The following is a 26,069-nucleotide window of genomic DNA, read 5'->3' as shown; positions in this document are numbered from 1 at the left end:
TCGTGGGCAGCGCCAACATGGACCTGGTCGCACAGGTGGCGAGCGCCCCCCGCCGGGGGGAAACCGTCGCGGGGCGCTCCTTCACGACCGTCCCGGGCGGCAAGGGCGCCAACCAGGCCATCGCGGCGACCCGTTCGGGCAGCGCGGTGTCGATGATCGGCGCCGTCGGCGACGACGCGTTCGGCGCCGGACTGCGCGAGGCCCTCGCCGCGTCCGGCGTGGACGTCACCGGGCTGCGTACCGCCGCTACGCCCACCGGCACCGCGCACATCGTCGTGGACGACGAGGGCGGCAACGCGATCGTCGTCGTACCCGGCGCCAACGCCACCGTCACGGCGCTGACCGAGGACGACGAGCGGCGGATCGCTCGAGCACAGGCTCTGCTCCTCCAGTTGGAGACCCCCCTCGAAGGGGTGCTGAGCGCGGCGCGCGCCGCCCACGCGCACGGGGTGCGCACCGTGCTGACCCCCGCTCCCGTCCCCGTCGAGCCGCTGCCGGACGAACTCCTCGGTCTCATCGACCTGTTGGTGCCCAACGAGCACGAGGCAGCGGCGCTCTCGGGCAAGGCGGACCCCCACGAGGCCGCCGCGGCCCTGCTGGAGCGGGTGCCGGAGGTCGTCGTCACCCTCGGCGCCGCCGGGAGCCTGTACGCGGCGCGGGGCGCCGAGCCGGTGACCGTGCCCGCCGTGCGGGTGCGGGCCGTGGACACGACGGCCGCGGGCGACACGTTCGTGGGCGCGCTGTGCACGGCGTACGCGGAGGGCCGCACCGTGCCGGAGGCGATGGCCTGGGCCTCGGCCGCCTCGGCGCTGGCCGTCCAGCGTCCGGGAGCCTCGTCCTCGATGCCGGACCGCACCGAGATCACCCAGTTCGCGACGAAGGAAGTCCCCGCATCATGAACGACACTCCTCAGCCCGCCCCCCTGGCGGGGCTGCGCGTTCTCGACCTCGCGACCCTCTTCGCCGGGCCGCTCTCCGCGACGATGCTCGGTGACTTCGGCGCCGAGGTGATCAAGGTGGAGCACCCGCGCAAGCCCGACCCGTCCCGCGGTCACGGTCCCAGCAAGGACGGAGTGGGCCTGTGGTGGAAGTTGCTGGGCCGCAACAAGAAGACGATCACGCTCGACCTGTCCTCGCCGGGCGGGCGCGAGGTGCTGCTGAAGCTCGCCGCCGGAGCCGACGTCATCGTGGAGAACTTCCGCCCCGGCACTCTGGAGAAGTGGGGCCTGGGCTGGGAGGAGCTGTCGGCCGCCAATCCCAGGCTGGTGCTGGCGCGGGTGACCGGCTTCGGGCAGACCGGCCCCTACGCGCACCGCCCCGGCTTCGGCACCCTCGCCGAGGCGATGAGCGGGTTCGCGGCGATCACCGGCGAGCCGGACGGGCCGCCCACACTGCCGCCGTTCGGGCTGGCCGACTCCATCGCGGCGCTGTCCACGGCGTACGCGGTGATGACGGCGCTGGCCGGGCGCGATCGCACCGGGCAGGGGCAGGTGGTGGACATGGCGATCATCGAGCCGATGCTGACGGTGCTCGGGCCCCAGCCCATCTGGTACGACCAGCTCGGCTACCTCCAGCCGCGCACCGGCAACCGCTCGGCCAACAACGCGCCACGCAACACCTACCGCACCGCCGACGGGCGCTGGCTGGCCGTCTCCACCTCGGCGCAGTCCATAGCCGAGCGCGTGCTGCGCCTGGTGGGCCGCCCCGACTTCCTGGACGAGCCGTGGTTCGCGACGGGCGCGGGCCGGGCCCGGCACGCGGACGAACTCGACGAGGCCGTCGGCGGCTGGATAGCGCGCCACGACCACGACGAGGTCGTCCGCGCCTTCGAGGAGGCCCAGGCCGCCGTCGCCCCCATCTACGACGTACGGGATGTGATGGCCGACGAGCAGTACCGCGCCCTGGGCTCGATCACCGAGGTCGAGGACGACGAACTCGGCACCGTGAAGATGCAGAACGTCCTCTTCCGGCTCTCCCGCACCCCCGGCGCCATCAAGTGGGCGGGCCGCCGGCACGGCGCCGACACCGACGAGGTCCTCGGCGAACTCGGCCTGTCCGCCGAGGAGATCGAAGCCCTGCGCGAGAAAGGTGCGCTATGAGCGCGACCACCGCCGTGAACACCTTTGTGACCTGGCTGTACGTACCGGGCGACCGCCCCGACGTGGTCGCCAAGGCGCTCCGCTCGGGCGCTGACGTGGTGCTGGTCGACCTGGAGGACGCGGTCGCGCCCGGCCGCAAGGCGTACGCGCGCGACGCCACGGCCGAACTGCTGGCCGACCCCGCGCCCGGCCCCGTTCCCGTCCACGTACGCGTCAACGCGCTGGACGGCCCGCTCGCCGAGCGGGAGATCCGCGCTCTCGCTCCCCTGCCCGGACTGGCCGGGCTGCGGCTGCCGAAGGTGACGGACCGCGCCGCGCTGCACCGGGTGGCCGCGTGGGCGGGCGCGGACGCGGGCGGGCGCGAGGCCGTTCCGCCGCTCTACGCGCTGTTGGAGTCCGCACTCGGTGTGGAGCGCGCCTTCGAGATCGCCACGGGGCACCCGGCGCTGCACGGGATCGCGCTCGGCGAGGCCGACCTGCGCGCCGACCTGGGCGTCGCCGCCGTCTCGGCGGCGTCAGGGCTGGGTTACGCGCGCGGTCGCGCGGTGGTCGCGGCCCGCGCGGCCGGGCTGGCGCCGCCGCCGCAGTCCGTGTACCCCGACGTACGGGACACCCAAGGCCTGGCCCGCTCCTGCGCCGAGGGGCGCGCCCTCGGCTTTCTCGGCCGGACGGCCATCCACCCCAGGCAGCTCGCGGTCATCGAGTCGGCGTACCGGCCCTCGCCGGAGGAGATCGACGCGGCCCGCGAGATCGTGACCGCGGCGGCGACGGACGCGGGTGCCCTCGCCCTGCCCGACGGCCGCTTCGTCGACCCGGCGGTCGTGGCGGAAGCGGAGCGCACACTGCGCCTGGCCGAGCGCCTTTGACGTCACCCCTGCCCCCAGCCTCCGGCCGGGGAGCGGTCAGCCCACCGTCACCCCGAACAGCGCGCCCAGCCCGTACGTGACCGCCGCCGCGGCGCCACCCAGCGCGAGTTGCCGCAGGCCGCTGTACCACCAGGCCCGGGCCGTGACCCGGGAGACGACAGCGCCGCACACGAAGAGCCCCACCAGCGCGAGCGCCACCGCGGGCCACAGCACGGTGACCCCGAACAGGTACGGCAGTACGGGCAGTACGGCTCCCAGGGAGAAGGACAGGAAGGAGGAGACGGCCGCGACCGTCGGGGAGGGAAGGTCGGCGGGGTCGATGCCCAGCTCCTCGCGGGCGTGTATCTCCAGCGCCTGCTCGGGGTCCCGGTGCAGCTGCCGGGCGACCTCCAGCGCGAGCGCGGTGTCCACGCCGCGCGACTCGTACAGCGCCGCGAGCTCCTTGACCTCCTCGCCGGGACTGCGCCGCAGCTCCCGCCGCTCCACCTCCAGCTCGGCCTGGACGAGCTCACGCTGGGAGGCGACGGAGGTGTACTCACCGGCGGCCATCGAGAAGGCTCCGGCCGCGAGTCCGGCCAGGCCCGCGATCACGATCGTCTGGGAGGAGGCGGCGCTGCCCGCGACGCCGGTCATCAGACCGAGGTTGGAGACCAGCCCGTCCATCGCGCCGAAGACGGCGGGGCGCAGCCAGCCGCCGTTGACGTCGCGGTGGGTGTGGTTGTCACGGTGTGCGACATGGGTCGGGTCTGAGACTCCAGCGTCGGACATGGCCGGTACGGCTCCTTCACTTCGGATGGCGCTCGCGCCCTCATCAGGCGCTTACGCACTTGCGCGCTTACGTTCGAAGAGTAGGCACGAACGCCTCTGCCCTGCCAGCAAGGAAGGCCGAACTTACCGCCCTGACCTGCGGTTTTACTGAACAGCCGCGACGGGGGCGGTCACTCGTCGTCGTGCTCGCCCGCCCGCAGCGCCTCTGCCAGCTCGTCGACGACGATGTGCTCCCGGTCCATGCGCCCGGTCCGGTAGGCGGCCCGCCCCACCATGTGCGTCGCCACCGGCGAGGTCAGCAGCTGGAAGAAGCCGACGAGTAGCAGAGTGCTCAGGTCGATGACGTTGCGCAGCCACAGCCCGGCGCCGATCAGGACGAGCAGCAGGCCCAGGGACTGCGGCTTGGTGGCGGCGTGCATGCGGGTGAGCACGTCGGGGAGCCGCAGGAGCCCGATCCCGGCCAGCAGGCACAGCGCGGCGCCGCCCAGCATGAACGCGGCGCCCACCCCGTCCGCCACCTCGGTCCACCTCATCGCGCCTCCCCCGTCCGGCCGCCCGCGGGACCGCTCTCCGCGCTGCCCGCCGCGCCGTTCGCCTCACCTGTCTCCTCGCTGTCGTCGACGTCCTCCGTGCCCGCCTCGTCGCGCAGGGCCATGAACCGGGCGACGCCGACGGAGCCGGTGAAGCCGAGGAAGGAGAGGACCAGCAGGGCGGGCAGGTAGAACGCGTTGTGCCGCACGGCCGTCTGGACGCCGATCCCGGCCATGACCACCGAGATCAGCGCGTCGAGCGCGACGGCGCGGTCCAGCGTGGTGGGGCCGAGCGCCAGCCGGAGGGTGAACATCAAGCCCGCGGCGAGCAGCAGTCCGGCGATCACGGCGAAGATCACCTCCACCGGCCGAACACCTCCTCGGCCGCTTCGGAGGCGCGGATCGCCGTCACATCGGCGGGCGTTCCGAACGCGCGGACCACGCGGGCCTCCAGCCGCAGCGCGTCCCGTCGCGCCCGCGCCCGCTCCGACTCCTTTCCGGCGCCGAGCACATGGAGGTAGAGCGTGCCCGACCTGCGGTGCACCTCCAGCACGGTGCTGCCGGGCACGGCGGAGACGGCCACCGCTGTGGCGGTGAGCATCAAGTCGCCGGGGCAGCGCATCTTGACGCCGAGCACCGCGCAGGGCGGCTTGCCGGGGGCGAGGATGTAGCGGTTGAGCCGCCAGCTGGAGATCACCATGTCCAGCGTGAACCGCGCCGCGAACAACAGGATCCCGACGGGGCGGGGGCGGGCCTGCTTCTCGATGGGCGGCAGCGGGAAGACCAGCACCACCAGCAGCGCGACGAGCACGCCGGTGACCACGTTCGCCGGGGTGAGCGTGCCCCACAGGAGCATCCACAGCAGAGTGAGGCCGAGCACCATCGGCCACTGCGTCGCCCGCAGCCTGCTGGCCTCGGGCAGTCGCTGAGGCGCCGTCATCCGTCCATCACCGCCTTCACATAGGGGGTACGAGCGATCAGTTCACCGGCGGCGCGGTCCGTCAGCCCGAACATCGGTCCGGCCAGCACGGTGAAGGCGAGCCCGAAGACCAGGAGCGCGAGGGTCGCGCCGGTCATGGTCACCGGCAGCACACTGCTGGTGGTGATCTCCTGGCCGCCGAAGGTCGCCGACACCCTGCGCCCCGCGAGCACCGTCGCGGCCCGCACGCCACCCCCACCACGGGCGCCACGCGTCTTGCGGGCCTCGGGGCCGTCCTGGGAGCCCGGCGTGTTCTGGGTACGGCGCGTGTCCTCGGGGCCCGGCCCGCCCGTCGTACCGTCCGCGCCCACGCAACTCCCCGCGTCCGCCGCCTCCCGCACCTCCCGCGCCTCCCGCTCCCCTTGCTCCCCCTCCTCCTCCGGGGACTCGCCCTCCGCCGTGTCCAGGACCGTGCCGACCACGCACATCTCGGGGGTCGCCGCGCGCCAGAAGGCCAGGTTCCACGCCTTGGTCAGGGCGTAGAGGGTGAGCAGGCTGGTGACCGTGCCGCCCCCGACCAGGACGTAGGCCAGCGCGCCCCCGTCGTCCACACCGGCCCGCAGCAGGCTGAGCTTGCCCAGGAACCCCGAAAGCGGCGGGACACCGGCCAGGTTCATCGCGGGGATGAAGAAGATGACGGCCAGCAGGGGCGAGAGCGTGGCGAGGCCGCCGAGGCTCTGGAGGTCGGTGGTACCGCTGCGCCGCTCGATGAGCCCGGCGGCGAGGAAGAGTGTGGTCTGCACGGTGATGTGGTGCGCGACGTAGAAGACGGCGCCGGCGATGCCGCCGTGCGAGGCGAGCGCGATCCCGAACACCATGTATCCCATGTGGCTGACGAGAGTGAACGACAGCAGCCGCTTGAGGTCGGTCTGGGCGACGGCGCCCAGGATGCCGACGAGCAGCGAGAGCAGCGCGACGACCATCAGCACGCCCCCGATCCGGTCGCCGGGGAAGAGCAGCGTCTGGGTGCGGAGCATGGCGTAGACGCCGACCTTGGTCAGCAACCCGGCGAACACGGCGGTCACCGGGGCCGGTGCGGTGGGATAGGAGTCGGGCAGCCACGCGGCGAGGGGGAAGACGGCGGCCTTGATGCCGAAGACGCCGAGCAGCGCGATCTGGATGACGGTGCTCACGCTCGCGGGCAACGCGTCCAGCCGCGCGGGCAGTTCGGCCATCGTGACGGTGCCGGTGGCGGCGTAGACCATGCCGACGGCCGCCATGAACAGCACGGAGGACAGCAGCGAGACGACGGCGTACGTCGCGCCCGCGCGGATCCGCGCGAGGGTGCCGCCGATGGTCAGCAGCACATAGCTGGCCGTCAGCATGATCTCGAAGCCGACGTACAGGTTGAACAGGTCCCCGGCCAGAAAGGTGTCCGAGACCCCGGCGACCAGCACCAGGTACGAGGGGTGGAAGACCGACAGCGGCGTCGTCTCGTCGTTGTCGGCCATGCCCTGGCCCACGGAGAAGACCAGCACGCACAGCGTGACCGCCGAGGAGATCACCAGCATCAGCGCGGAGAGCCGGTCGGCCACCAGCACGATGCCGACCGGCGGCGGCCAGCCGCCCGCGTACATCACCTGCGGCCCGTGCCGGTCGGCGGCGATCAGCAGCACCAGGGAGACGACGAGCACGGCCAGCAGCACGGCGGCACTGATGAAGCGCTGCACCCGCTCCAGCCGGGCCCCGATGGCCAGCTTCAGCCCGGCGGCACACAGCGGCAGGATCACCGGCAACGGCACCAGCGAGGAGGCGACAGCCGCCACGTCAGGCGGCTGCCCGCCGCCACTCACCGCCCGCACCCCGAGAACGCGGACCGGGGGTGCCCGCCACCCCTTCCCCGCCGCAACGGCGCGAAGCCCGACGCCGCGGACCGGCGGTGCCCGCCCCCTCCCCGCCGCAACAGCGCGCACCCCCACGACGCGGACCGGCGGTGCCGACCAACCCGGACCCGCCCGCCCGGCACCGCCGAACACGCCGTATGCGGAGCTCGCCGACGCGGCGGGAAAAAGAGCGCTCCGCCGCTCACCGGTCCGCGCCCAGGATCGTCTGCCACGGGTCGTCCTCCCCTTCGGTCTCCTCCGCCGTCTCCTCGGCCCGTGCCTGGCGCGTGCGGAAGGCGCGGGCCTCGGCGCGCGCCCGTCTGCGCATCTCGCGGTACTGGTCGCGAGCGTGGCCCAGCTTCTGGTAAGCGCTGTGCTCCAGCGCCTCCCGCTCCTCCTCGTCGTGCGCCAGCGTGCGGTACTCGTGGCGCCGTTCGCGGTAGGTGGCGCGCAGCCGCTCGCGCTCCTCGGCGTGCTCGGCACGCCGTACGACGCGGATGTCCTCGGTGTCGTCGGGCACGTCGTCGCTGCCGGACAGCTGCCAGGAGCGGTAGGCCATGGTCACCAGGAACGCGGTGAGCGCGAGGGTGATGACGATGGCGGTGAGGATGAACGCCTGCGGCAGCGGGTCGGCCACCTTCGCCGGGTCGGTGCCGGGGTACAGCAGCGCGGCCTCCCCCGCCGGGCCCGAGGTGGCCAGCACGAGGATGTTGACGCCGTTGCCGACGAGGACGGCGCCCAGCAGGATGCGGGTCAGGGGGCGGGTGAGCAGCAGGGCCGTGCCGGAGGCGAACAGCACTCCGCCGCAGACCACCAGGGCGAGCGTTCCCGTCATGTTCCCCGCTCCCCGCTCCGGGGCCCCGCCCCGTCCCCCGGGCCAGGGCCCCCCGGGGCCGGGCCCTCCGGGGGCCCGGACGGCTGTTCGTCCTGGCGGGCGCGAGCCCTCTTGTCGCGCTCGCGCTCCATGCGCCGGTCGATCTCGGAACCGAGGCTGCGCAGGACGTCCAGGACGACTCCGAGCACCAGCAGATACACACCGCTGTCGAACAGGACGGGGCTGGCCGCGTGGAACTTCCCGGCGAGCCAGAACTCGCCGTGCACCGTTCCCGAGGCCAGCACGCTGCCGCCGAGAAGGAGCCCGGCCAGCCCCGTCCCCGTCAGGATCAGCAGCCCCAGGCCGAGCAGGAATCCGGCGTCGACGGGTGCGGCGGCGGCCAGTTCCAGCCGTCCGCCCGCCAGATAGCGCACGGCCAGCGCCAGCCCGGCGACCAGGCCGGCGGTGAAGCCGCCGCCGGGCAGGTTCTCCGCGCAGAACAGCAGATAGAGCGAGAGCACCACGATCGGGTGGAAGACCAGCCGGGCCATCACCTCGAACATCACCGAGCGGCCCTCGGGAGCCAGCGTGACGCTCGCCGCGAGCCAGGTGCGCCGGGGCGCGACGGGCGAGTGGCGCGGGGCCTCGGCGGCGGTCTTGGCGGGAAGCTTCCACGCGTCCATGCGCCCGACGGTGTGCCGCGCCGACGCGTCGCCCAGCGCGACGCTCGCCGAGGCGGCGGCTCCTCCCCCCTCGCCCCCGGTGCCCTCGGATCCGGGCACCGGCAGCGCCACGGGCACCCGGGCCCGGCGGCGCAGGTAGACGAGGCTGGTGACGCCGATGGCGGCGACGGCCAGGACGGCGGACTCACCCATGGTGTCCCAGGCCCGCAGGTCGACCAGGGTGGTGGCGACGACGTTCTTGAGGCCGTCGTGGGCGGTCGCCTCCAGCAGCCGGGGCCCGGAGGGCGCGGCGACGCGCGCGGCGAGGGTGAGGTGGATCAGCCCGGCGACCAGTCCTCCGGCCGCGACGGAGAAGACCAGTTGCACCGCCCGCCGCACCCGCCACACCTGCGCCCCGTCGGGGAAGCGGGCGGGGAGCCTGCGCAGCACGAGCACGAAGACGATCAGCGAGACGGTCTCCACGGCGAACTGGGTCAGCGCCAGGTCCGCCGCCCCGTGCAGCACGTACAGCACTCCGGCGCCGTATCCGGTGACCCCCGCGAGCACGGCCGCCTTCAGCCGCTGCCTGGCCACCACGCACAGCACCCCGACAGCCGCGACGCCGAGCGCGACGACGAGCTGGGGAACGGAGTCGTACCAGCGCGGCGGCGGCAGGTCGGCCCAGGGCTTGCCCACCGCCAGCTGCACCCCCTCGAAGCCGAGCAGTACGACGAGCGCCGTGCCCAGGTACACAGGCAGCGAGCCGCGCTGTACGAGGCCGGTCAGCTGGAGCGAGACCCGCTCCAGGCTCCACAGGGAGCGGGCGAACACCTGGTCGCCGTCCACCTGCGAGAGCTTGTCGCCCAGCGCGGCGAGAGGGCGGCCCGCGAGGAAGATGACGGCTCCCAGCGCCCAGGCGACGGCGGAGAGCCCCAGCGCCGGGCCGAAGCCGTGCCACAGCGCGAGGTGGAAGCCCCCGTCCTCGGCGGGAAAGGTGTCGGCGTACCGGGCCAGCAGCGGATCGAGCCCCACCACACCGGGCCCGAGCCCCAGCCCGCACAGCGCGCACAGCGCGGGCGGCCAGAAGGTGAAGGCGCCGGTGCGGGTGCCCGGCGGCACGGTCACCGGCTCCAGCGGGGGTGAGCCGCCCTTGTGCGCGAAGGCCCCCCACATGAAGCGCAGCGTGTAGGCGGTGGTCAGCGCCGATCCCGCGACCACGGCCAGCAGCGCCCAATACTCGCCGGCCCCGCCGTGCGCGAGCCCCGAGACGGCCGCCTCCTTCGCGGCGAACCCGAGCAGCGGCGGCAGGCCCGCCATGGAGAGCCCGGCGAGGGTGGCGGCGGCGCACACCCACGGCAGCGAACGCCCCACTCCCGAGAGCCGGTTGAGGTCCCTGGTGCCGGTGGCGTCGTCGATGACGCCGACGATGAGGAAGAGCGGCGCCTTGAACAGCGCGTGCGCCAGGATCATCGCCGTACCCGCCAGCGCCGCGTCCCGGGTGCCGTCGCCGACGAGCAGGGTGAGGAAGCCCAGCTGGCTGACGGTGCCGAACGCCAGCAGCCGTTTCAGATCCGTCTCCCGCAGCGCCCGCCAGCCGCCCAGCAGCATGGTCGCGGCGCCCAGCGCCAGGACCAGCGTCCGCCAGGGCGCCACCGCGGCGAAGCCGGGTGCGAGCCGCGCGATCAGATAGACCCCGGCCTTGACCATGGCCGCGGCGTGCAGATACGCGGAGACGGGCGTCGGCGCGGCCATGGCCCCCGGCAGCCAGAAGCTGAACGGCCACACGGCGGACTTCGACAGCGCCCCGACCAGCACGAGCACCAGCCCGGCCGCGACGAGCCCCGAGGCGTCCGGCGGTTCGGCCAGCATCCGGGAGATCCGGTAGGTGCCGGCGGCGCGGCCCAGCATCAGGAAGCCGACGAGCATCACCAGCCCGCCGAAGGTGGTGACCAGCAGCGCCTGGAGTGCGGCGCGCCGGTTGGTCCTGCGTTCGGAGCCGTGGCCGATGAGCAGGAAGGAGAAGACCGTGGTGAGTTCCCACAGGACGTACAGCACGATCAGGTCGTCGGCGAGGATCAGCCCGAGCATGGCCCCGGCGAACGCGGTCAGCGCCCCCGCGAACTCCCCGAGGCGCCGCTCGCCGGGCGCGAAGTAGCCCGCGCAGTAGATCATCACCAGCGCGCCGATGCCGCCCGCGATGAGCACCATCAAGAGCGCGAGCGCGTCGCACCGCAGCGCGAGGCCGACACCGAGCGCCGGGATCCATGACCAGTGCTCGCTGAGCGCGCGCCCTCCCGCGACATCCCCCCAGCGCGCCGCCGCCCACCCCGCCGCCCCGGCCGGCGCCAGCGCGAGCAGCACGAAAGCCCGCGGGCCGAGCCACCGCACCAGCGGCCCGGCACCGCAGGCGCCCGCGAAGTGGACGACGATCAACCACAGCACGCACAGAGAATTGCACACACAAGGGCACAATTCGGACAGGCTGCTCTGGAACCGCTCCCGCCGGGAGCGCCGCACACCGTGGCTGCTGCCGAACGGGCACCGCCGGACCCCGGCGCCGGCTCACTCGCCGTCGCGGCGGGGACACATGTTCCGCCGCGACGGCACCGAGCTTCGACGTGGAGAGTCCGGCGGTCCTACGACAGCCTTGCGGGGACTACGACTTGGACCCGCCCACTGCCTTGTCACCGGACTTCGACCCCGAGTCGGAGGCGGACTCGGTGGCGGAGGCAGGCTTGGACTCGGGCTTGGACGCGGCCTTGGGCTCGGCCTTGGGAGCGGCCTTGGACTCGGCCTTGGACTCAGCCTTGGAGGCGTCTTCCGACGCCTGGTCCTCGCCGGAAGCGGAGACCGTCTTCCCCTTCGCGTCCGCGCCGGACTTCTCTTCGTCGCCCTCCCCGGCCGCGCCGGGGACCTCGGGCTCCACGACTTCCTCGCGACCGGGCCGCTTCTTCGCCGAGATCACGATGGCGGCGACAGCGGCGAGGAAGACGACGATCGCCGTCCAGTTGTTCAGCCGCATCCCGAACACGTGGTGCGCGTCGTCGACCCGCATGTACTCGATCCAGAAGCGCCCTACGGTGTACGCCGCGACATACAGCGCGAAGGCCCGGCCGTGGCCCAGCTTGAAGCGCCGGTCGGCCCAGATCACCAGCAGCGCGACGCCGACGCACCACAGCGACTCGTACAGGAAGGTCGGGTGGTACGTCGCCAGGTCCGGGCTGTCGACGGGCCGGTGCTCCGGGTCGATCTTGAGCGCCCAGGGCAGATCGGTGGCCCGCCCGTACAGCTCCTGGTTGAACCAGTTGCCCCAGCGGCCCAGGGCCTGCGCCAGCGCGACACCGGGGGCCACGGCGTCGGCCCAGGCGGGCAGCGGGATGCCGCGGCGGCGGCAGCCGATCCAGGCGCCGAGCGCGCCGAGCGCGATGGCACCCCAGATCCCGAGGCCGCCGTCCCAGATACGGAACGCGTCGACCCAGTTGCGTCCCTCACCGAAGTACAGCTGGTAGTCGGTGACGACATGGTAGAGCCGGCCGCCGATCAGGCCGAACGGCACGGCCCAGACAGCGATGTCGGCAACTGTGCCCGGCCGGCCACCGCGGGCGACCCACCGGCGCCCGCCGAGCCAGACCGCGGCGAAGACGCCGAGGATGATGCAGAGCGCGTAGCCGCGCAGCGGGAGCGGCCCGAGGTGAATCTCACCGGCCGAGGGACTGGGAATAAAGGCAAGGGTCTCCATGGCCCCCCCGACGCTACCGTGCCTGGACGCAACCTCGGCAATCAGGCCGCACAACGGCTCCATAACGTCCATCGCCGCACACCCCGCGTCAGCTCTTCCGCTCGACCATCTTCGTCAGCTCGTCGGGCGTCAGCGGGTGGGACTGGTCGCCGTAGACGTCCTTGCCGTCCAGCAATACGGTCGGCGTCGCCTGGTGCTTGGAGTCGCGGAAGTCGGCGTTGGAGCTCTTGACCCACTTGTTGTGCTTGCCGCTGGTCACGCACTTCCGGAAGGCCGCGCTGTCCAGCCCCTCGACCTTCCCGGCCAGTTGGAACAGCCGCTTGGTGCTGGCGAAGGCGTCGTTCTGCTCGGCGGGCTGATTCCGGTAGAGCACGTCGTGGTACTGGGAGAACTTCCCCTCGTCCCGGGCACAGGCAGCCGCGTTGGCCGCCTTCTTCGAGCCACTGCCGCCCATGTTGCCGTCGATGAGCGTGACCAAGTGGTAGTCGGCCTTGAGCTTGCCCGCCTTCTCCAGGCTCTTGATCGTGCCGCGGTAGGTGTTCTCGAACTGACCGCAGGCGGGGCAGCGGAAGTCCTCGTAGACGGTCAGCTTGGCGGGCGCGCTCGCCCGGCCCACGCTGATCGGCTTCGCCGACTCCCCGCCGTCCCCGCCGCCCGTCTGGCTGGCGACGGTCACCCCCACCACCGCGGCGACGACCAGCACCCCGACGACAACGGCGCCGACCTTGAGGGTACGGCGCCGCTTCTGCGCCGACTTGTGGCGCTCCTGCTCAACCCGCAGCCGCTCGCGGGCCGAGCGCCTGCCTTCACTGTTCTTCTGGCTCATCACACCCGGAGCCAACGAGACGGCCCCACGCACGCGCGCCCGCACCTGCCCCATTTCACCCAAAAAGGGGAGGCAGGGGCGCCGTTCCCGCACCCCGCTGTTGGTGCCCCGGAAGGGCTGATCGCAGCCCTTCCGGGGCGCGAAGGAGTCGGGGGAAGGAGCAGCGGCTAGGCCCTCCGGACGCCGGCCGCCAACTCGCCTGCGAGCGCCCGCACCTCGGCGAGCCCCGCCTCCAGGTCGTCGCCCGCGTCGAGCAGCCGCTTCACGAAGGCGGAGCCGACGATCACGCCGTCCGCGAACTGAGCGACCTGCGCGGCCTGTTCGGGGTTGGAGACCCCGAGCCCGACACACACCGGCAGCTCCGTCGTCGCGCGGGTGCGTTCGACCAGGTCGCGCGCCTCGCGCCCGACCGACTCCCGCGTCCCGGTGACGCCCATCAAGGAGGCGGCGTACACAAAGCCGCTGCCCGCCGCGGTGATCCGCGCGAGCCGCGCGTCCTGGCTGCTGGGCGCGACCACGAACACCGTCGCCAGCCCGGCCTGCTCCGCCGCCTTCCGCCAGCCCTCCGACTCCTCCACGGGGAGGTCGGGCAGGATGCACCCGGCCCCGCCCGCAGCGGCCAGCTCCTCGGCGAACCGCTCGGCGCCGTAGCGGTCGACGGGGTTCCAGTAGGTCATCACGAGCACCGGCTTCCCGGTGGCCGCGTGCGCCTCGCGGACGGTGCGGATAACGTCCGCGATCCGCACGCCGCCGCGCAGCGCGACGGTGTCGGCGGTCTGGATGACGGGCCCGTCCATGACCGGATCGCTGTGCGGCAGCCCGACCTCGACCACGTCGCAGCCGCTCTCCAGCAGCGCCGTGCAGGCGGCGATCCCGCCGTCCACGGTGGGGAATCCGGCCGGGAGATAGCCGACGAGCGCGGCCCGGTTCTCGGTCCGGGCGGTCGTGAGGGTCTTGTTCAGAAGTTCGACGTTGCCGCTCACTTGCTCTCCCCCTGCTCCCCGGCGCCCTGCCCGTCGTACAGGCCGAAATACCGCGCGGCCGTGTCCATGTCCTTGTCGCCGCGCCCCGACAGGTTGACCAGCACGAGGCCCTCGGGCCCCAGCTCCCTGCCGAGGTCGAGCGCGCCCGCGAGCGCGTGTGCGCTCTCGATGGCCGGAATGATGCCCTCGGTCTCCGACAGCAGCCGCAGCGCGCGCATCGCCGCGTCGTCGGTGACGGGGCGGTACTCGCCGCGCCCGCTGTCCTTCAGGTAGGCGTGCTCGGGGCCGATGCCCGGGTAGTCGAGCCCGGCGGAGATCGAGTACGGCTCGGTGATCTGGCCCTCGTCGTCCTGGAGGACGTAGGAGCGGGAGCCGTGCAGGATGCCCGGCTCGCCCGCCGTCAGCGTCGCCGCGTGCTCGCCCGAGTCCACCCCGTGGCCCGCCGCCTCGAAGCCGACCAGCCGCACGGACTCGTCGCCCAGGAAGGCGTGGAAGAGGCCGATCGCGTTGGAGCCGCCGCCGACACACGCGGCGACGGCGTCCGGCAGGCGGCCGGTCCGCTCCAGGATCTGGCGGCGCGCCTCGACGCCGATGACCCGGTGGAAGTCCCGCACCAGCTGCGGGAACGGGTGCGGGCCCGCGACGGTGCCGAACAGGTAGTGGGTGCGGTCCACGTTGGCGACCCAGTCGCGGAACGCCTCGTTGATGGCGTCCTTCAGCGTCCTGCTGCCCGAGGTCACCGGGATGACCTCGGCGCCGAGCATGCGCATGCGCGCGACGTTGAGCGCCTGGCGCTCGGTGTCGATCTCGCCCATGTAGATGGTGCATTCGAGCCCGAACAGGGCGCACGCGGTGGCCGTGGCCACGCCGTGCTGGCCGGCGCCGGTCTCCGCGATGACGCGGGGCTTGCCCATGCGCTTGGTCAGCAGGGCCTGGCCCAGCACGTTGTTGATCTTGTGCGAGCCGGTGTGGTTGAGGTCCTCCCGCTTGAGGAAGACCCGGGCCCCGCCCGCCTCCCGCGCGAAGCGGGGCACCTCTGTGAGGGCGCTGGGGCGGCCCGTGTAGTTGACGAGCAGCTCATCGAGCTCCGCGGCGAAGGCGGGGTCCGCCTTCGCCTTCTCGTACTCGGCCGCCACCTCGTCGACGGCGGCGACCAGGGCCTCGGGGATGAACTTGCCGCCGAACGCGCCGAAGTATCCGGCGCCGCTGGGGCTCTTGCCTTCGGGGTCGGGAATGAAGTAGTCGGATGACATGCCGACAGTGCTCCTTGGGTGTGGGCGTACGCGATGACCTTGGCCCCTGCCGATTCTCAGCCCCTGTGGGGGCAGAGCCCGCTAGGCGGAACGGGAAGGGGCGGGGAGGGGGAAACTCAACGCCATCGCGAGCCACGCACCACGCCCGGCTCACACCCGATGTGGTACCGAACCGCCCGCCCCCGCACGCGCCGCGCGGGCGCCCCGCACCCGCGGGGCCGGCACCCACGTGCCAGCCCCGCGTGGGCGAGAGAACACATCTTGGGGGCGGACATGGAGCGTCAGCCCCGCCCGTGGCGGAGGGCCGGGTGCGCCCCCGCGGCGACGAGGTCGGCGACCGCGCCCTTGGGGTCCTTGCCGGTGACGAGCGACTCCCCGACCAGCACGGCGTCGGCCCCGTCGTTCGCGTAGGCGATCAGGTCGTGCGGCCCCCGCACCCCGGACTCGGCGATCTTCACGATGTGGTCGGGGATCTCGGGCGCGATCCGCGTGAAGTTGCCCCGGTCGACCTCCAGGGTCTTCAGGTTGCGCGCGTTCACCCCGACGATCTTCGCCCCGGCTGCCACCGCCCGCTCGGCCTCCTCCTCGTCGTGCACCTCGACCAGCGGGGTCAGCCCGATGGACTCGGCACGCTCGATCAGGGAGACGAGCGCCTCCTGCTCCAGCGCGGAGACGATCAGCAAGATGACGTCGGCGCCGTGCGCGCGGGCCTCCCAGAGCTGGTAGGAGGAGAAGATGAAGTCCTTGCGCAGGACGGGGATGTCGACCCGGGCGCGGACGGCCTCCAGGTCGGCGAGCGAACCGCCGAAGCGGCGCCGCTCGGTGAGGACGGAGATGACGGCGGCGCCGCCCGCCTCGTAGTCGGCGGCGAGCCCCGCCGGGTCGGCGATGGCGGCGAGCGCGCCCTTGGAGGGGCTGGAGCGCTTGACCTCGCAGATCACCTGCACCCCGGCCGAGCCGTCGCCCTTGAGGGCGGCGAGCCCGTCCTTGGCCGGGGGCGCCTGGGCAGCGCGCTCCTTGAGTTCGTCGAGGCTGACGCGCGCCTGCCGCTGGGCGAGGTCTTCCCGCACGCCTTCGATGATCTCGTCGAGCACACTCACCGAGCGGCCCCCTTCTTGGCTGGGTGCTGACCCCCACGAACGCTGCGGGGGATGGTCAGGTACGGCACTGCGATGGTATCCGCCGAGGGACGGAGGCCTCGCATCCGGTTGACTTTAATCCCACATAGCGGGACAAATCGCCAGGGCGGTGATCCCGTGAGCACGCTCCGGTCAGGGGACCAGTGCCGTACCGAGGGGCGTGTTCCGGACAACCGTGAACGCGAGGAGCAGGGCGCCCGCCGCCCACCCGTGCCAGGCGGTGAGCCGTACCGGAAAGGCGTAGCCCGCGCCGCGCACCGCGCGGGTGAACCAGTGGATCCAGAAGGCGGCGAAGGCCGCGAACAACAGCACCGCCGCCGCGTTGGCGCCCAGCGCGGCGGCGAGGTCGCCGTGGGCCACGGCGTGAGCGCTGCGCAGCCCGCCGCAGGCCGGGCAGTACAGGCCCGTGACGCTCAGGAAGGGGCAGACGGGGTAGTGGCCGGGGCGGCCGGGGTCGACGGCGGCCACATACACGAAGGCCGCGCCCACCCCGGCGAGAGTACCGAGAGGCGCGGCCGTACGCGGCACCGCGTGACGCAGCCGGTGCCGCACCGTCGTGGCGTTCCGCCGTTCGGTCAGGAGTGCGCCTTGGCGTGGGCCTGCTTGTGGGCCTGGAACTCCGCAGCGGTCAGACCCTTTGCCTTCTTCTGGCCCAGCCCCGCGGCGCGCATGAGGCCGCCGACCACGCCGCCCACCAGGGTCAGGACCACTCCGGCGACCACACCGAGGGGCTGCGCCATCACCATGAAGACCGAGCCCACACAGAAACCGGCGAAGACGATGATCACGCCGGTCCACGCGGCCGGGGTGTGTCCGTGGCTGTGCGCCATGAATGCTCCTTGATGAGTCACAACGTGAGATGGGGCCACCCGGCCCGCTCAGCGCCCATTCTCCCCCTTGGGCGCCCGCGCCCCGGCACGGGGGTCGCCCGTACGGGCAGCGTGCCGTCGGGCTGGCGGGTCTCGGGCCGGCCAGGAGAGCGTTCCGGGGCCAGCGGCCGGAAGCGCGGCCCGGAGCACCGGCCGGGGCTGCTTCGCGTCAGCCGGCGTCAGGCGGTGCCGTGGGTGGGGTCCTCGCCGCGGTCGAGCGCCTTCCACAGGTCCTCGGGCCGGTCGGGGTCGAAGCGCTGCGGCCGGGCGGCGCGCTGCCGCAGCGGGGCGCGCTCGTAGCGGGCGCTGCCGGACATGGACGGCCAGACGCGGCTGTAGCGCAGCGCCAGCAGCCCCGCGACCAGCAACAGCGCGCCGCCGACCGCCGAGACGTAGGGCCAGACGGTCAGCTCGACGGCGCCCACGGTGCTGCCCGCCAGGCCACTGGTCTTGGCTGCCTGCTCGCTCAGCGCACCGGTGTCGTCCGCGCCGATCAGCGCCGAGGCGATGACCCCGGCGCCGCACAGCGTGAGCAGCACGGCGACGATGAAGCGGGTGGCGCGGCGTACGGCGAAGACGGCCACGAGCGCGGCGAGGCCGACCAGCCCGAGCGCGCTGGGCAGCCCCGTGACATCGCCGCCCTTGGCCTGCACGGGCACCCGGCCCTGCGCGAACTCGGCGGTCGACTCGCTCCAGATCTGCCCTGCGGCGACCAGCGCGAGCGCGGCGCCCACCGCGCCGCACAGCAGCGCGATACCGAGCGCGGTGCGGGGCGCGCGCGAGCGTGCCGGGGCCGGCGCGTCAGCGCCCTCGGCGCCGTGCGCGCCGTCCGCGTCGGGAGCGGGGGTTGAGGAAGTCACCCCTCCACGCTACCGCCCCCTGGGCCTACGCCCCCTGGGGAGGTGCCCCCAGCCGTTCGGCGGTATGGACGGCGCGCAGCACCGCCGCGGCCTTGTTGGCGCACTCGGTGTCCTCGGAGACGGGCTCGGAGTCGGCGACGACACCCGCGCCTGCCTGGACGTACGCGGTGCCGTCGCGCAGCAGCGCGGTGCGGATGGCGATGGCGGTGTCGGAGTCGCCGGCGAAGTCGAGATATCCGACACATCCCCCGTAGACGCCGCGGCGGGTTGGCTCCAGCTCCTCGATGATCTGGAGTGCGCGCGGCTTGGGCGCGCCCGAGAGGGTGCCCGCGGGAAAGCAGGCGGTCAGCGCGTCGAAGGCGGTACTGCCCTGTGCGAGCCGGCCGGTGACGGTCGAGACGATGTGCATCACGTGGCTGTAGCGCTCGATGGACATGAAGTCCACGACCTCCACGCTGCCGGGCTCGCACACCCGCCCGAGGTCGTTGCGCCCCAGGTCCACGAGCATCAGGTGCTCGGCGCGCTCCTTGGGGTCGGCGAGCAACTCCTCGGCCAGCGCGTTGTCCTGGTGCGGGGTGGCGCCGCGCGGCCGGGTGCCCGCGATGGGGTGCATCATCGCGCGCCCGTCCTCGACCTTGACCAGCGCCTCGGGGCTGGAGCCGACGATGTCGAAGTCGTCGAAGCGCAGCAGGTACATGTACGGGCTGGGGTTGGTGGCGCGCAGCACGCGGTAGACGTCGAGCGCGCTCGCCGCACAGGGCGTCTCGAACCGCTGCGAGGGCACCACCTGGAACGCCTCACCGGCGCGGATACGCTCCTTGATGTCCTCGACCCAGCCCTGGTAGGTCGCGCCCGCTGACCGGGCCAGGGCGTCGGGGAGTTCGGAGGCCGGCAGCGTCACCGGCGGCACCGGCGCGGGCCGGGCGAGGTCGGCGGCCATCGCGTCCAGGCGGCGTACGGCGTCCGCGTACGCCTCGTCCACGCCGGTGTCCAGGTCGTTGTGGTTGATCGCGTTGGCGATGAGCAGGACCGTGCCGTCCCGGTGGTCCAGGACGGCAAGGTCGGAGGTGAGCAGCATCGTCAGCTCGGGAAGCCGCAGGTCATCGACGGTGTCGCTGTCGCGTCCGACCTTCTCCAGGCGCTGGACGATGTCGTATCCGAGGTAGCCGACCATGCCGCCGGTGAAGGGCGGCAGCTCCGCGCTGTGGTGCAGGTCGCGCGGGGTGTGCAGGGCCTCGACGGTCGCGCGCAGCGCGTCGAGGGGGTCGCCGTCGGTGGGGACGCCGACGGGAGGGGTGCCCAGCCAGTGCGCCCGGCCGTCCTCGACGGTCAGCGCGGCGTCGCTGCGCACGCCGATGAAGGAGTAGCGCGACCAGGTGCGGCCGTTCTCGGCCGACTCCAGCAAGAAGGTGCGGGGACGTTCGGCCGCCAGCTTCCGGTAGAGGGCGATGGGGGTGTCGCCGTCCGCCAGCACCCGGCGGGTCACGGGGATGACCCGCCGGTCCTTGGCGAGCGTACGGAATGCGTCGAGGTCGGGCGCGCAGATCATGGCTCGTCACCCTACTTGGCCCCGGTCCCTCCCCCAGCCTCCGGAAGAAACGGTGAAGGGGCGGGGCAAGGGCCTGATCAGCCGCCGAGCGTCAGCTCGTCCTCGTCGAAGCAGGTGCGGGCACCGGTGTGGCAGGCCGCACCCACCTGGTCGACCTTCACGAGCACCGTGTCCGCGTCGCAGTCGAGCGCGACGGACTTGACCCACTGCACGTGCCCGGACGTGTCCCCCTTCACCCAGTACTCGCGCCTGCTCCGGCTCCAGTACGTCGCCCGCCCGGAGGTGAGCGTGCGGCGGAGTGCCTCGTCGTCCATCCACCCGAGCATCAGCACCTCCCCGCTGTCGTACTGCTGGGCGATCGCGGGGATGAGGCCGTTGGCGTCGCGCTTGAGGCGGGCGGCGACGGCTGGGTCGAGGGGTGTCTCCTGGGGCATGCCCCCATTCTCCCGCACCCGGCGCGGTACGGGACAAACACATCCCGCACACAACCGGACACACCCGCGCACTCGACCCGTCCGCGCCGTACGCTTGCCGCATGTCGACCCATGCCAAGCGAGAACGTCTGCTGCTCGCAGATCTGTTGGAGACCCACGGTCCCGATGCCCCGACCCTGTGCGAGGGGTGGGCGACCAGGGACCTCGCCGCGCATCTCGTCGTACGGGAGCACCGCTCGGACGCGGCGGGCGGACTCCTGATCAAGCCGCTCCAGTCCCGGCTGGCGCGCGTGCAGGCCGAGTTCGTCGCCAAGCCCTACGACGAGCTGGTCCGGTTGGTCCGTTCCGGGCCGCCGAAGATGTCACCGTTCGCGCTCAAGCAGGTGGACGAGGCGGCGAACACGGTGGAGTTCTTCGTCCATGGCGAGGACGTACGCCGTGCGCAGCCGGACTGGTCACCGCGCGAGCTGGACCCGGTCTTCGAGGACGCCCTGTGGCACCGGCTGGAGCGGAGCGCTCGGATGAGCGGGCGCAAGGCTCCGGTGGGGCTGGTGCTGCGGCGGCCCAACGGGCAGACGGCCGTGGCGAACCGTGGCACCCCGGTGGTGACCGTCGTCGGCGCGCCGTCCGAGCTGCTGCTGTTCGCCTTCGGACGGCAGGAGCAGGCGGATGTCGAGCTGGACGGCGAGAAGCCGGCCATCACCCGCCTCCTGGAGGCGAAGCTGGGGCTGTAGGTCCCCGGCCCCGCCCCCGACGAGTCCCCCCGAGAGCACCCCGAGGTGCCTCGGGCAGGGCTCGGGGCGCCGTCAGGGTCTTCCCGGATGGAGGCGGGGCCGCGGCGCCGGGAGGGTGGAGGCATGACTTCGACGCCGCTCTCCCCCAGCCGCAGGACACTGCTCGCCGGTGTGGCCTCCGGCGCCGCGCTCGCCGCCGTCGGCGCGCCGGTCGCCGCCCACGCCTCCCGTGACGGAGGCGCGGGGACGCTCCCGCCGCCGGACACCCGGGCGCTGCGCGCCGCGATCGACGACCTGAAGCACCCTGCGGCAAGCGGCGCCCAGCTGCGCGTGAGCGGCTCGGCAGGGCGCTGGTACGGCACCTCCGGGGTGTCCGACCCGGCGACCGGGCGGCCCATCGGGCTCAACGACAAGGTGCGCGCGGGCAGCGTCACCAAGGCGTTCGTGGCCACCGTCGTCCTCCAGCTCGCCGACGAGGGACGGCTGCGGCTGGAGTCGCCGGTGCGGCACTATCTGCCGAAGCTGCTGCCCGAGAGCTTCGGCGCGATCACTGTGGCGCAGCTCCTCAACCACACCAGTGGCCTGCCCGACCACATCGGGCTGCCGGAGATGAAGACCACCGAGCAGGTGCTGCGGCACCGCTTCGACCGGTGGACGCCCCCGCAGGTCGTCGCGACGGTCACCCGCGGCCCGCTGAAGTTCACCCCGGGCACCAAGCAGGAGTACCGGGGCATCAACTACGTCCTGGCCGCACTCGTCATCGAGCAGGTGGTGGGGCGGCTGTACGGGACGGAGATCCGGCACCGGCTGCTGCGCCCGCTGCGGCTGGGCCACACCTCCTTCCCCTCGGCGGACGGGAACGACCGCCGGATCCACGGGCCGCATGTGCACGCCTGCCTGGAGGCGGCGGACGGGTCGCTGGTGGATGTGACGGAGTTCGACATGTCCCGCAGCCACGCGGACGGCGAGATCATCTCCAGCACCGGCGATATGCACCGCTTCATGGCCGCGCTGTTCTCCGGGGCGCTGTTGCCCGAGCGGCAGCTCCAGAAGATGTTCACGCTGCCCCCGAAGCACGTGAAGATGCTCGACGGCAGCCCCGCCCGCTACAGCACCGGGCTCCAGACGGCCACGGTGGGCGGCGTCACCTGGTGGGGCAAGACCGGCCAGCAGGAGGGCTACGCGAGCGGGATGTTCGCCACCCGCGACCAGCGGCGCCAGCTGGTCTGGTCGTTCAGCCCGACGCAGACGGGCGCCGACCCGTCCGCCATGAGCCAGCGGATCGTGGCGGCGGCGAGCGGGGTGCCGGGGAGCTGATCCGCCCGAGGGCGATCGCCAGCCGCTCGGTGGCGTCAGACGCTTGATGCCGTCAGACGCTCGGTGGCGTCAGACGCTCGGTGCCGTCAGCCGTTCGGTCAGGATGCGCTGGAGTTCGCGGGCCGCGCGGGGCGGCGAGACGTCGCCCCGGTGCGCCACCGAGATGGTGCGGTGCAGGCCCGGCGCGGCGAAGCGGGTGATCCGCAGGCCCGAGCGCGCCGCGACCATGCTGGGCACGACCGCCAGGCCGAGTCCCGCGCGGACGAAGCCGAGGACCGCGTCCATCTCGCCGCCCTCGATGCCGAAGACCGGCTCGAAGCCCTCCTCCCGGCAGGCGGCGACGGTCAGCTCGCGCAGGTCGTAGCCGCGCCGGAACATCGCCAGCGGGCGGTCGCGCAGGTCCTCGACCCGGATGCGGGCGCGGCGTACGGGGGCGGGTTCCTCGGGGGGCGAGACCACGACCAGTTCCTCGTGCAGCAGCTCGGAGGTCGTCAGCGCGGGGCCCCCGGCGAGCGGGGTGATGATCAGGGCCAGGTCCAGCTCGCCGTCGGCCAGCACCCGCACCAGGTCCTGGGAGCCGTCCTCGTGCACCACCAGGTCGACGCCGGGATAGCGGTCGTGGAAGGCCCGCAGCACATCGGGGACCAGGCTGGCGCACAGGCTGGGCGGGGCACCGAGCCGCACCCGGCCGCGCCGCAGCTGGGCCACCTCCTGCACCTCGCGGCGCGCCGTCTCGGTGTCGGCCAGCACCCGGCGGGCCAGCGGCAGCAGGGCTTCGCCGGCGTCGGTGAGCGAGATGTGACCGCGCGCCCTGTGGAACAGCTCGGCGCCCAACTCCCGCTCCAGCGCCCTGATCTGCTGGGACAGCGAGGGTTGCGCCACATGCTCGCGCTGTGCCGCGCGGGTGAAGTGGCGGGTGTCGGCGACGGCTGCGAAATAGCGGAGCTGCTGGAGCTGCATGCGGACAGCATAGACAGCTGATAGCGGTGCTCTATCGAAAGCAGCACTTCTATGTCTTGGACTGATGCATCCCCGGCTCCCTACCGTCGGGGCCATGGCGACGGCAACGCGCACCCCGCGGTCCTCCCGCACCCGCCCCCCGGCAGGGCGCCCCTCGGCGGGCGGCCCCTCTGCCGGGCCCGGCAGGCGCCGGGGCCTTCTGCGCACCCTGTGGGGCTCGACGATCGGCAAGAAAGCGGTCATGGCGGTCAGCGGCCTGATGATGCTGATCTACCTGGTCGTGCACATGTTCGCGAACCTGAAGGTGTTCTTCGGGCCCGCCGAGATGAACGGCTACGCGCACTGGCTGCGCACCTTCGGCAGCCCCGTGCTCCACTACGAGTGGTTCCTGTGGATCGCCCGCGTGGTCCTGCTGGCCGCCGTCGTCCTGCACGGGGTCAGCGCCTACCAGCTCAGCAGGCGGGACCTCGCGGCCCGCCCCGTGAAGTACCGGCGCCGCCGCACCGACTACGCGACCCGCACCATGCGCTGGGGCGGCATCATCCTCGCGCTGTTCATCGTCTGGCACGTGCTGGACCTGACGACCGGCACCGTCAACCCGCGCGGCCAGTCCGGGCACCCGTACGAGAACATCGTGGCCGGCTTCCAGAACTGGTACGCCAACGTCATCTACATCGTCGCCATGCTCGCCGTCGGACTGCACGTGAGGCACGGCTTCTGGAGCGCGGCGCAGACCCTCGGGGTGACCCGTCCCGGTGCGGCGCGGCTGCTCAAGGGCGGGGCCGATGTGCTCGCGGTGGTCCTCACCGCCGGCTTCCTGTCCGTACCCATCGGCGTCATGACGGGAGTGGTGAACTGACATGGGCACCCCGGCTGAAGATCTGCACCGAGCTGAAGTCCTCCACCGGTACGAGAGCTACACCACGGGCGAGCCGCTCGCCGACACCCGGGCACCGGGCGGCCCGGTGGCCGAGCGCTGGAACCGGCGCCGCTTCGAGGCCAAGCTGGTCAACCCGGCCAACCGGCGCAAGCACACCGTCATCGTCGTCGGCACCGGCCTGGCGGGCGGCTCGGCGGGCGCGACGCTGGCCGAACAGGGCTACCACGTCGTGCAGTTCTGCTACCAGGACTCCCCGCGCCGCGCCCACTCCGTCGCGGCACAGGGCGGCATCAACGCGGCGAAGAACTACCGCAACGACGGCGACTCGGTGCACCGCCTCTTCTACGACACCGTCAAGGGCGGCGACTTCCGCTCCCGCGAGTCCAACGTGCACCGGCTGGCGGAGATCTCCACCGGCATCATCGACCAGTGCGTCGCCCAGGGCGTGCCCTTCGCCCGCGAGTACGGCGGCCTGCTGGACACCCGCTCCTTCGGCGGCGTCCAGGTCTCGCGCACCTTCTACGCGCGCGGCCAGACGGGCCAGCAGCTCCTGCTGGGCGCCTACCAGGCGCTCTCGCGGCAGATCGCCGTCGGCAACGTGGAGATGCACCCGCGCACCGAGATGCTGGACCTGATCGTCATCGACGGGCGGGCCCGCGGCATCGTCGCCCGGGACCTGCTGACCGGACGGATCGACACCTACCTCGCCGACGCCGTCGTCCTGGCGACCGGCGGCTACGGCAACGTCTTCTACCTGTCCACCAACGCCAAGAACTCCAACGCGACCGCGATCTGGCGCGCCCATCGCAGGGGCGCCCACTTCGCCAACCCCTGCTTCACCCAGATCCACCCCACCTGCATCCCGCGCTCGGGCGACCACCAGTCGAAGCTGACGCTGATGAGCGAGTCGCTGCGCAACGACGGCCGCATCTGGGTGCCCGAGCAGGCGGGCGACACCCGCGCCCCGCAGGACATCCCCGAGGGCGAGCGGGACTACTACCTGGAGCGGCAATACCCCTCCTTCGGCAACCTCGTCCCCCGCGACATCGCCTCGCGCGCCGCCAAGAACGTGTGCGACGAGGGACGCGGCGTGGGTCCGGGCGGGGAGGGGGTCTACCTCGACTTCGCCGACGCGCTGGAGCGCCTGGGCCGGGCGGCGGTCCAGGAGAAGTACGGCAACCTCTTCGAGATGTACGAGCGCATCACCGCCGAGGACCCGTACACCCGGCCCATGCGCATCTACCCGGCGATCCACTACACGATGGGCGGCCTCTGGGTCGACTACGACCTCCAGACCACCGTTCCCGGGCTGTTCGCGATCGGCGAGGCCAACTTCTCCGACCACGGCGCCAACCGGCTGGGCGCCTCAGCGCTCATGCAGGGCCTGGCCGACGGCTACTTCGTACTGCCCGCCACCTTGGGCGACTACCTCGCGCGTCACCCGGCCACCGGCCACGACGCCGCCGACCCCGACCACCCGGCGGTACGCGAGGCGGTCTCCGCCGTCACCGGTCGGCTCGACACGCTGCTGTCCACCGACGGTGACCGCACCCCCGACTCCTTCCACCGCGAGCTGGGCGAGCTGCTGTGGAACGAGTGCGGGATGTCGCGCGACGAGTCGGGGCTGCGCAAGGCGCTGGACCGCATCCCCGAGCTGCGCGCCGAGTTCTGGGAGCGGGTGAAGGTGCCCGGCTCCGGCGAGGCGCTCAACCAGTCGCTGGAGAAGGCCAACCGGGTCGCCGACCACCTGGAGCTGGCCGAGCTGATGTGCCTGGACGCGCTGCACCGCACCGAATCCTGCGGCGGTCACTTCCGTCAGGAGTCCCGCACCCCGGACGGCGAGGCGGCGCGCCGGGACGAGGAGTTCTCCTACGCCGCCGCCTGGGAGTTCACCGGCCCCGGCGAGGCACCCGTGCTGCACAAGGAAGCCCTCGACTTCGAGTACGTCCACCCCACCCAGCGGAGCTACACGTGAGTGACCCGAGC

At 72.8% G+C, this 26,069-nt stretch carries 26 protein-coding genes; 7 read left to right on the top strand and 19 right to left on the bottom strand.

All coding sequences use genetic code 11. The features are described 5' to 3' along the window. Window positions 1–17 precede the first annotated feature (17 nt). Genes OHB04_RS31480 through OHB04_RS31470 form a run of 3 tightly spaced genes read left to right on the top strand, consistent with a single transcriptional unit; the run spans window position 18 to window position 2,964 of the window. Entirely contained in the window at window positions 18–899 is an 882-nt protein-coding gene (locus OHB04_RS31480; protein ID WP_442815117.1) for a ribokinase, read from the top strand. After that, window positions 896–2,098, top strand: coding sequence for a CaiB/BaiF CoA transferase family protein (locus OHB04_RS31475; RefSeq protein ID WP_326691025.1), 1,203 nt, complete (start codon window positions 896–898; stop codon window positions 2,096–2,098). The genes OHB04_RS31480 and OHB04_RS31475 overlap by 4 nt, the downstream gene beginning before the upstream one ends. Continuing rightward, a complete protein-coding gene (locus tag OHB04_RS31470; RefSeq protein WP_326808780.1) occupies window positions 2,095–2,964 on the top strand; it encodes an HpcH/HpaI aldolase/citrate lyase family protein in 870 nt (289 codons plus the stop codon). Before OHB04_RS31475 ends, OHB04_RS31470 begins: the two co-directional genes overlap by 4 nt. A 36-nt stretch (window positions 2,965–3,000) precedes the next feature. On the opposite strand, the gene OHB04_RS31465 is transcribed toward OHB04_RS31470, so the two are convergent. The 18 genes from OHB04_RS31465 to hisI all read right to left on the bottom strand — a co-directional run bounded on the left by OHB04_RS31465 (window position 3,001) and on the right by hisI (window position 20,192). Next, window positions 3,001–3,732, bottom strand: coding sequence for a VIT1/CCC1 transporter family protein (locus OHB04_RS31465; protein WP_326691023.1), 732 nt, complete (start codon window positions 3,730–3,732; stop codon window positions 3,001–3,003). Window positions 3,733–3,902: 170 nt separating this feature from the next. Beyond that, window positions 3,903–4,265, bottom strand: a complete 363-nt coding sequence (gene mnhG / locus OHB04_RS31460; protein ID WP_326691022.1) for a monovalent cation/H(+) antiporter subunit G — start codon at window positions 4,263–4,265, stop codon at window positions 3,903–3,905. Continuing rightward, window positions 4,262–4,627, bottom strand: a complete 366-nt coding sequence (locus OHB04_RS31455; protein WP_326691021.1) for a monovalent cation/H+ antiporter complex subunit F — start codon at window positions 4,625–4,627, stop codon at window positions 4,262–4,264. Before OHB04_RS31455 ends, mnhG begins: the two co-directional genes overlap by 4 nt. Further along, window positions 4,618–5,202, bottom strand: a complete 585-nt coding sequence (locus OHB04_RS31450; protein ID WP_326691020.1) for a Na+/H+ antiporter subunit E — start codon at window positions 5,200–5,202, stop codon at window positions 4,618–4,620. Before OHB04_RS31450 ends, OHB04_RS31455 begins: the two co-directional genes overlap by 10 nt. Beyond that, entirely contained in the window at window positions 5,199–7,034 is a 1,836-nt protein-coding gene (locus tag OHB04_RS31445; RefSeq protein ID WP_326808779.1) for a Na+/H+ antiporter subunit D, read from the bottom strand. Before OHB04_RS31445 ends, OHB04_RS31450 begins: the two co-directional genes overlap by 4 nt. Window positions 7,035–7,266: 232 nt before the next feature. Then, window positions 7,267–7,899, bottom strand: a complete 633-nt coding sequence (locus tag OHB04_RS31440) for a Na(+)/H(+) antiporter subunit C (RefSeq protein WP_326691018.1) — start codon at window positions 7,897–7,899, stop codon at window positions 7,267–7,269. Beyond that, window positions 7,896–10,982, bottom strand: a complete 3,087-nt coding sequence (locus OHB04_RS31435; RefSeq protein WP_326808778.1) for a Na+/H+ antiporter subunit A — start codon at window positions 10,980–10,982, stop codon at window positions 7,896–7,898. The genes OHB04_RS31440 and OHB04_RS31435 overlap by 4 nt, the downstream gene beginning before the upstream one ends. A gap of 214 nt (window positions 10,983–11,196) precedes the next feature. Next, complete coding sequence (gene lgt / locus OHB04_RS31430) at window positions 11,197–12,279, bottom strand: prolipoprotein diacylglyceryl transferase (RefSeq protein ID WP_326808777.1); 1,083 nt, start codon at window positions 12,277–12,279, stop codon at window positions 11,197–11,199. A gap of 88 nt (window positions 12,280–12,367) precedes the next feature. Continuing rightward, window positions 12,368–13,105 (bottom strand): DsbA family protein, encoded by a 738-nt coding sequence (locus OHB04_RS31425; RefSeq protein ID WP_326691015.1) that lies wholly within the window; start codon window positions 13,103–13,105, stop codon window positions 12,368–12,370. Between the two features lie 167 nt (window positions 13,106–13,272). Further along, a complete protein-coding gene (gene trpA / locus OHB04_RS31420) occupies window positions 13,273–14,088 on the bottom strand; it encodes a tryptophan synthase subunit alpha (protein ID WP_326808776.1) in 816 nt (271 codons plus the stop codon). Beyond that, a complete protein-coding gene (gene trpB, locus OHB04_RS31415; protein WP_326691013.1) occupies window positions 14,085–15,341 on the bottom strand; it encodes a tryptophan synthase subunit beta in 1,257 nt (418 codons plus the stop codon). Before trpB ends, trpA begins: the two co-directional genes overlap by 4 nt. A gap of 116 nt (window positions 15,342–15,457) precedes the next feature. Then, window positions 15,458–15,616, bottom strand: coding sequence for a tryptophan biosynthesis modulator TrpM (trpM, locus tag OHB04_RS41975; protein WP_405803230.1), 159 nt, complete (start codon window positions 15,614–15,616; stop codon window positions 15,458–15,460). 6 nt (window positions 15,617–15,622) lie between these two features. Beyond that, complete coding sequence (gene trpC, locus OHB04_RS31410) at window positions 15,623–16,441, bottom strand: indole-3-glycerol phosphate synthase TrpC (RefSeq protein WP_326691012.1); 819 nt, start codon at window positions 16,439–16,441, stop codon at window positions 15,623–15,625. Between the two features lie 171 nt (window positions 16,442–16,612). Continuing rightward, window positions 16,613–17,059 (bottom strand): DUF2752 domain-containing protein, encoded by a 447-nt coding sequence (locus OHB04_RS31405; protein ID WP_405807294.1) that lies wholly within the window; start codon window positions 17,057–17,059, stop codon window positions 16,613–16,615. Beyond that, on the bottom strand, window positions 17,056–17,310 hold the full coding sequence (locus OHB04_RS31400) for an HGxxPAAW family protein (protein ID WP_326691010.1): 255 nt from the start codon (window positions 17,308–17,310) through the stop codon (window positions 17,056–17,058). Before OHB04_RS31400 ends, OHB04_RS31405 begins: the two co-directional genes overlap by 4 nt. A 218-nt stretch (window positions 17,311–17,528) precedes the next feature. Then, window positions 17,529–18,209: a TIGR02234 family membrane protein gene (locus tag OHB04_RS31395; RefSeq protein ID WP_326691009.1), complete on the bottom strand. Its 681-nt coding sequence runs from the start codon at window positions 18,207–18,209 to the stop codon at window positions 17,529–17,531. A gap of 25 nt (window positions 18,210–18,234) precedes the next feature. Beyond that, window positions 18,235–19,758: an anthranilate synthase component I gene (locus tag OHB04_RS31390; protein WP_326808775.1), complete on the bottom strand. Its 1,524-nt coding sequence runs from the start codon at window positions 19,756–19,758 to the stop codon at window positions 18,235–18,237. Between the two features lie 77 nt (window positions 19,759–19,835). Next, window positions 19,836–20,192, bottom strand: coding sequence for a phosphoribosyl-AMP cyclohydrolase (gene hisI / locus OHB04_RS31385; RefSeq protein WP_326691007.1), 357 nt, complete (start codon window positions 20,190–20,192; stop codon window positions 19,836–19,838). A gap of 101 nt (window positions 20,193–20,293) precedes the next feature. Here hisI and OHB04_RS31380 point away from each other — a divergent pair, with 101 nt between their 5' ends. Both OHB04_RS31380 and OHB04_RS31375 read left to right on the top strand, forming a co-directional pair. Then, entirely contained in the window at window positions 20,294–20,926 is a 633-nt protein-coding gene (locus OHB04_RS31380; protein ID WP_326691006.1) for a TIGR03085 family metal-binding protein, read from the top strand. A 123-nt stretch (window positions 20,927–21,049) separates the two neighbouring features. Then, on the top strand, window positions 21,050–22,243 hold the full coding sequence (locus OHB04_RS31375; RefSeq protein WP_326808774.1) for a serine hydrolase domain-containing protein: 1,194 nt from the start codon (window positions 21,050–21,052) through the stop codon (window positions 22,241–22,243). A 69-nt stretch (window positions 22,244–22,312) separates the two neighbouring features. Here the strand turns inward: OHB04_RS31375 and OHB04_RS31370 are convergent, their stop codons facing one another. After that, a complete protein-coding gene (locus OHB04_RS31370) occupies window positions 22,313–23,203 on the bottom strand; it encodes a LysR family transcriptional regulator (protein ID WP_326691004.1) in 891 nt (296 codons plus the stop codon). 94 nt (window positions 23,204–23,297) lie between these two features. Between OHB04_RS31370 and OHB04_RS31365 the strand changes: the two genes are divergently transcribed. Next, the gene (locus OHB04_RS31365) at window positions 23,298–24,062 is read left to right on the top strand and encodes a succinate dehydrogenase cytochrome b subunit (protein ID WP_326691003.1); all 765 of its coding nucleotides are present in this window, start codon (window positions 23,298–23,300) and stop codon (window positions 24,060–24,062) included. 1 nt (window position 24,063) lies between these two features. Further along, entirely contained in the window at window positions 24,064–26,058 is a 1,995-nt protein-coding gene (locus tag OHB04_RS31360) for a fumarate reductase/succinate dehydrogenase flavoprotein subunit (RefSeq protein ID WP_326691002.1), read from the top strand. Window positions 26,059–26,069: the final 11 nt, after the last annotated feature.

Source organism: Streptomyces sp. NBC_01775 (assembly GCF_035917675.1).
Classification (GTDB): Bacteria; Actinomycetota; Actinomycetes; order Streptomycetales; family Streptomycetaceae; genus Streptomyces.
This window is presented reverse-complemented; position numbering and strand designations above follow the sequence as displayed.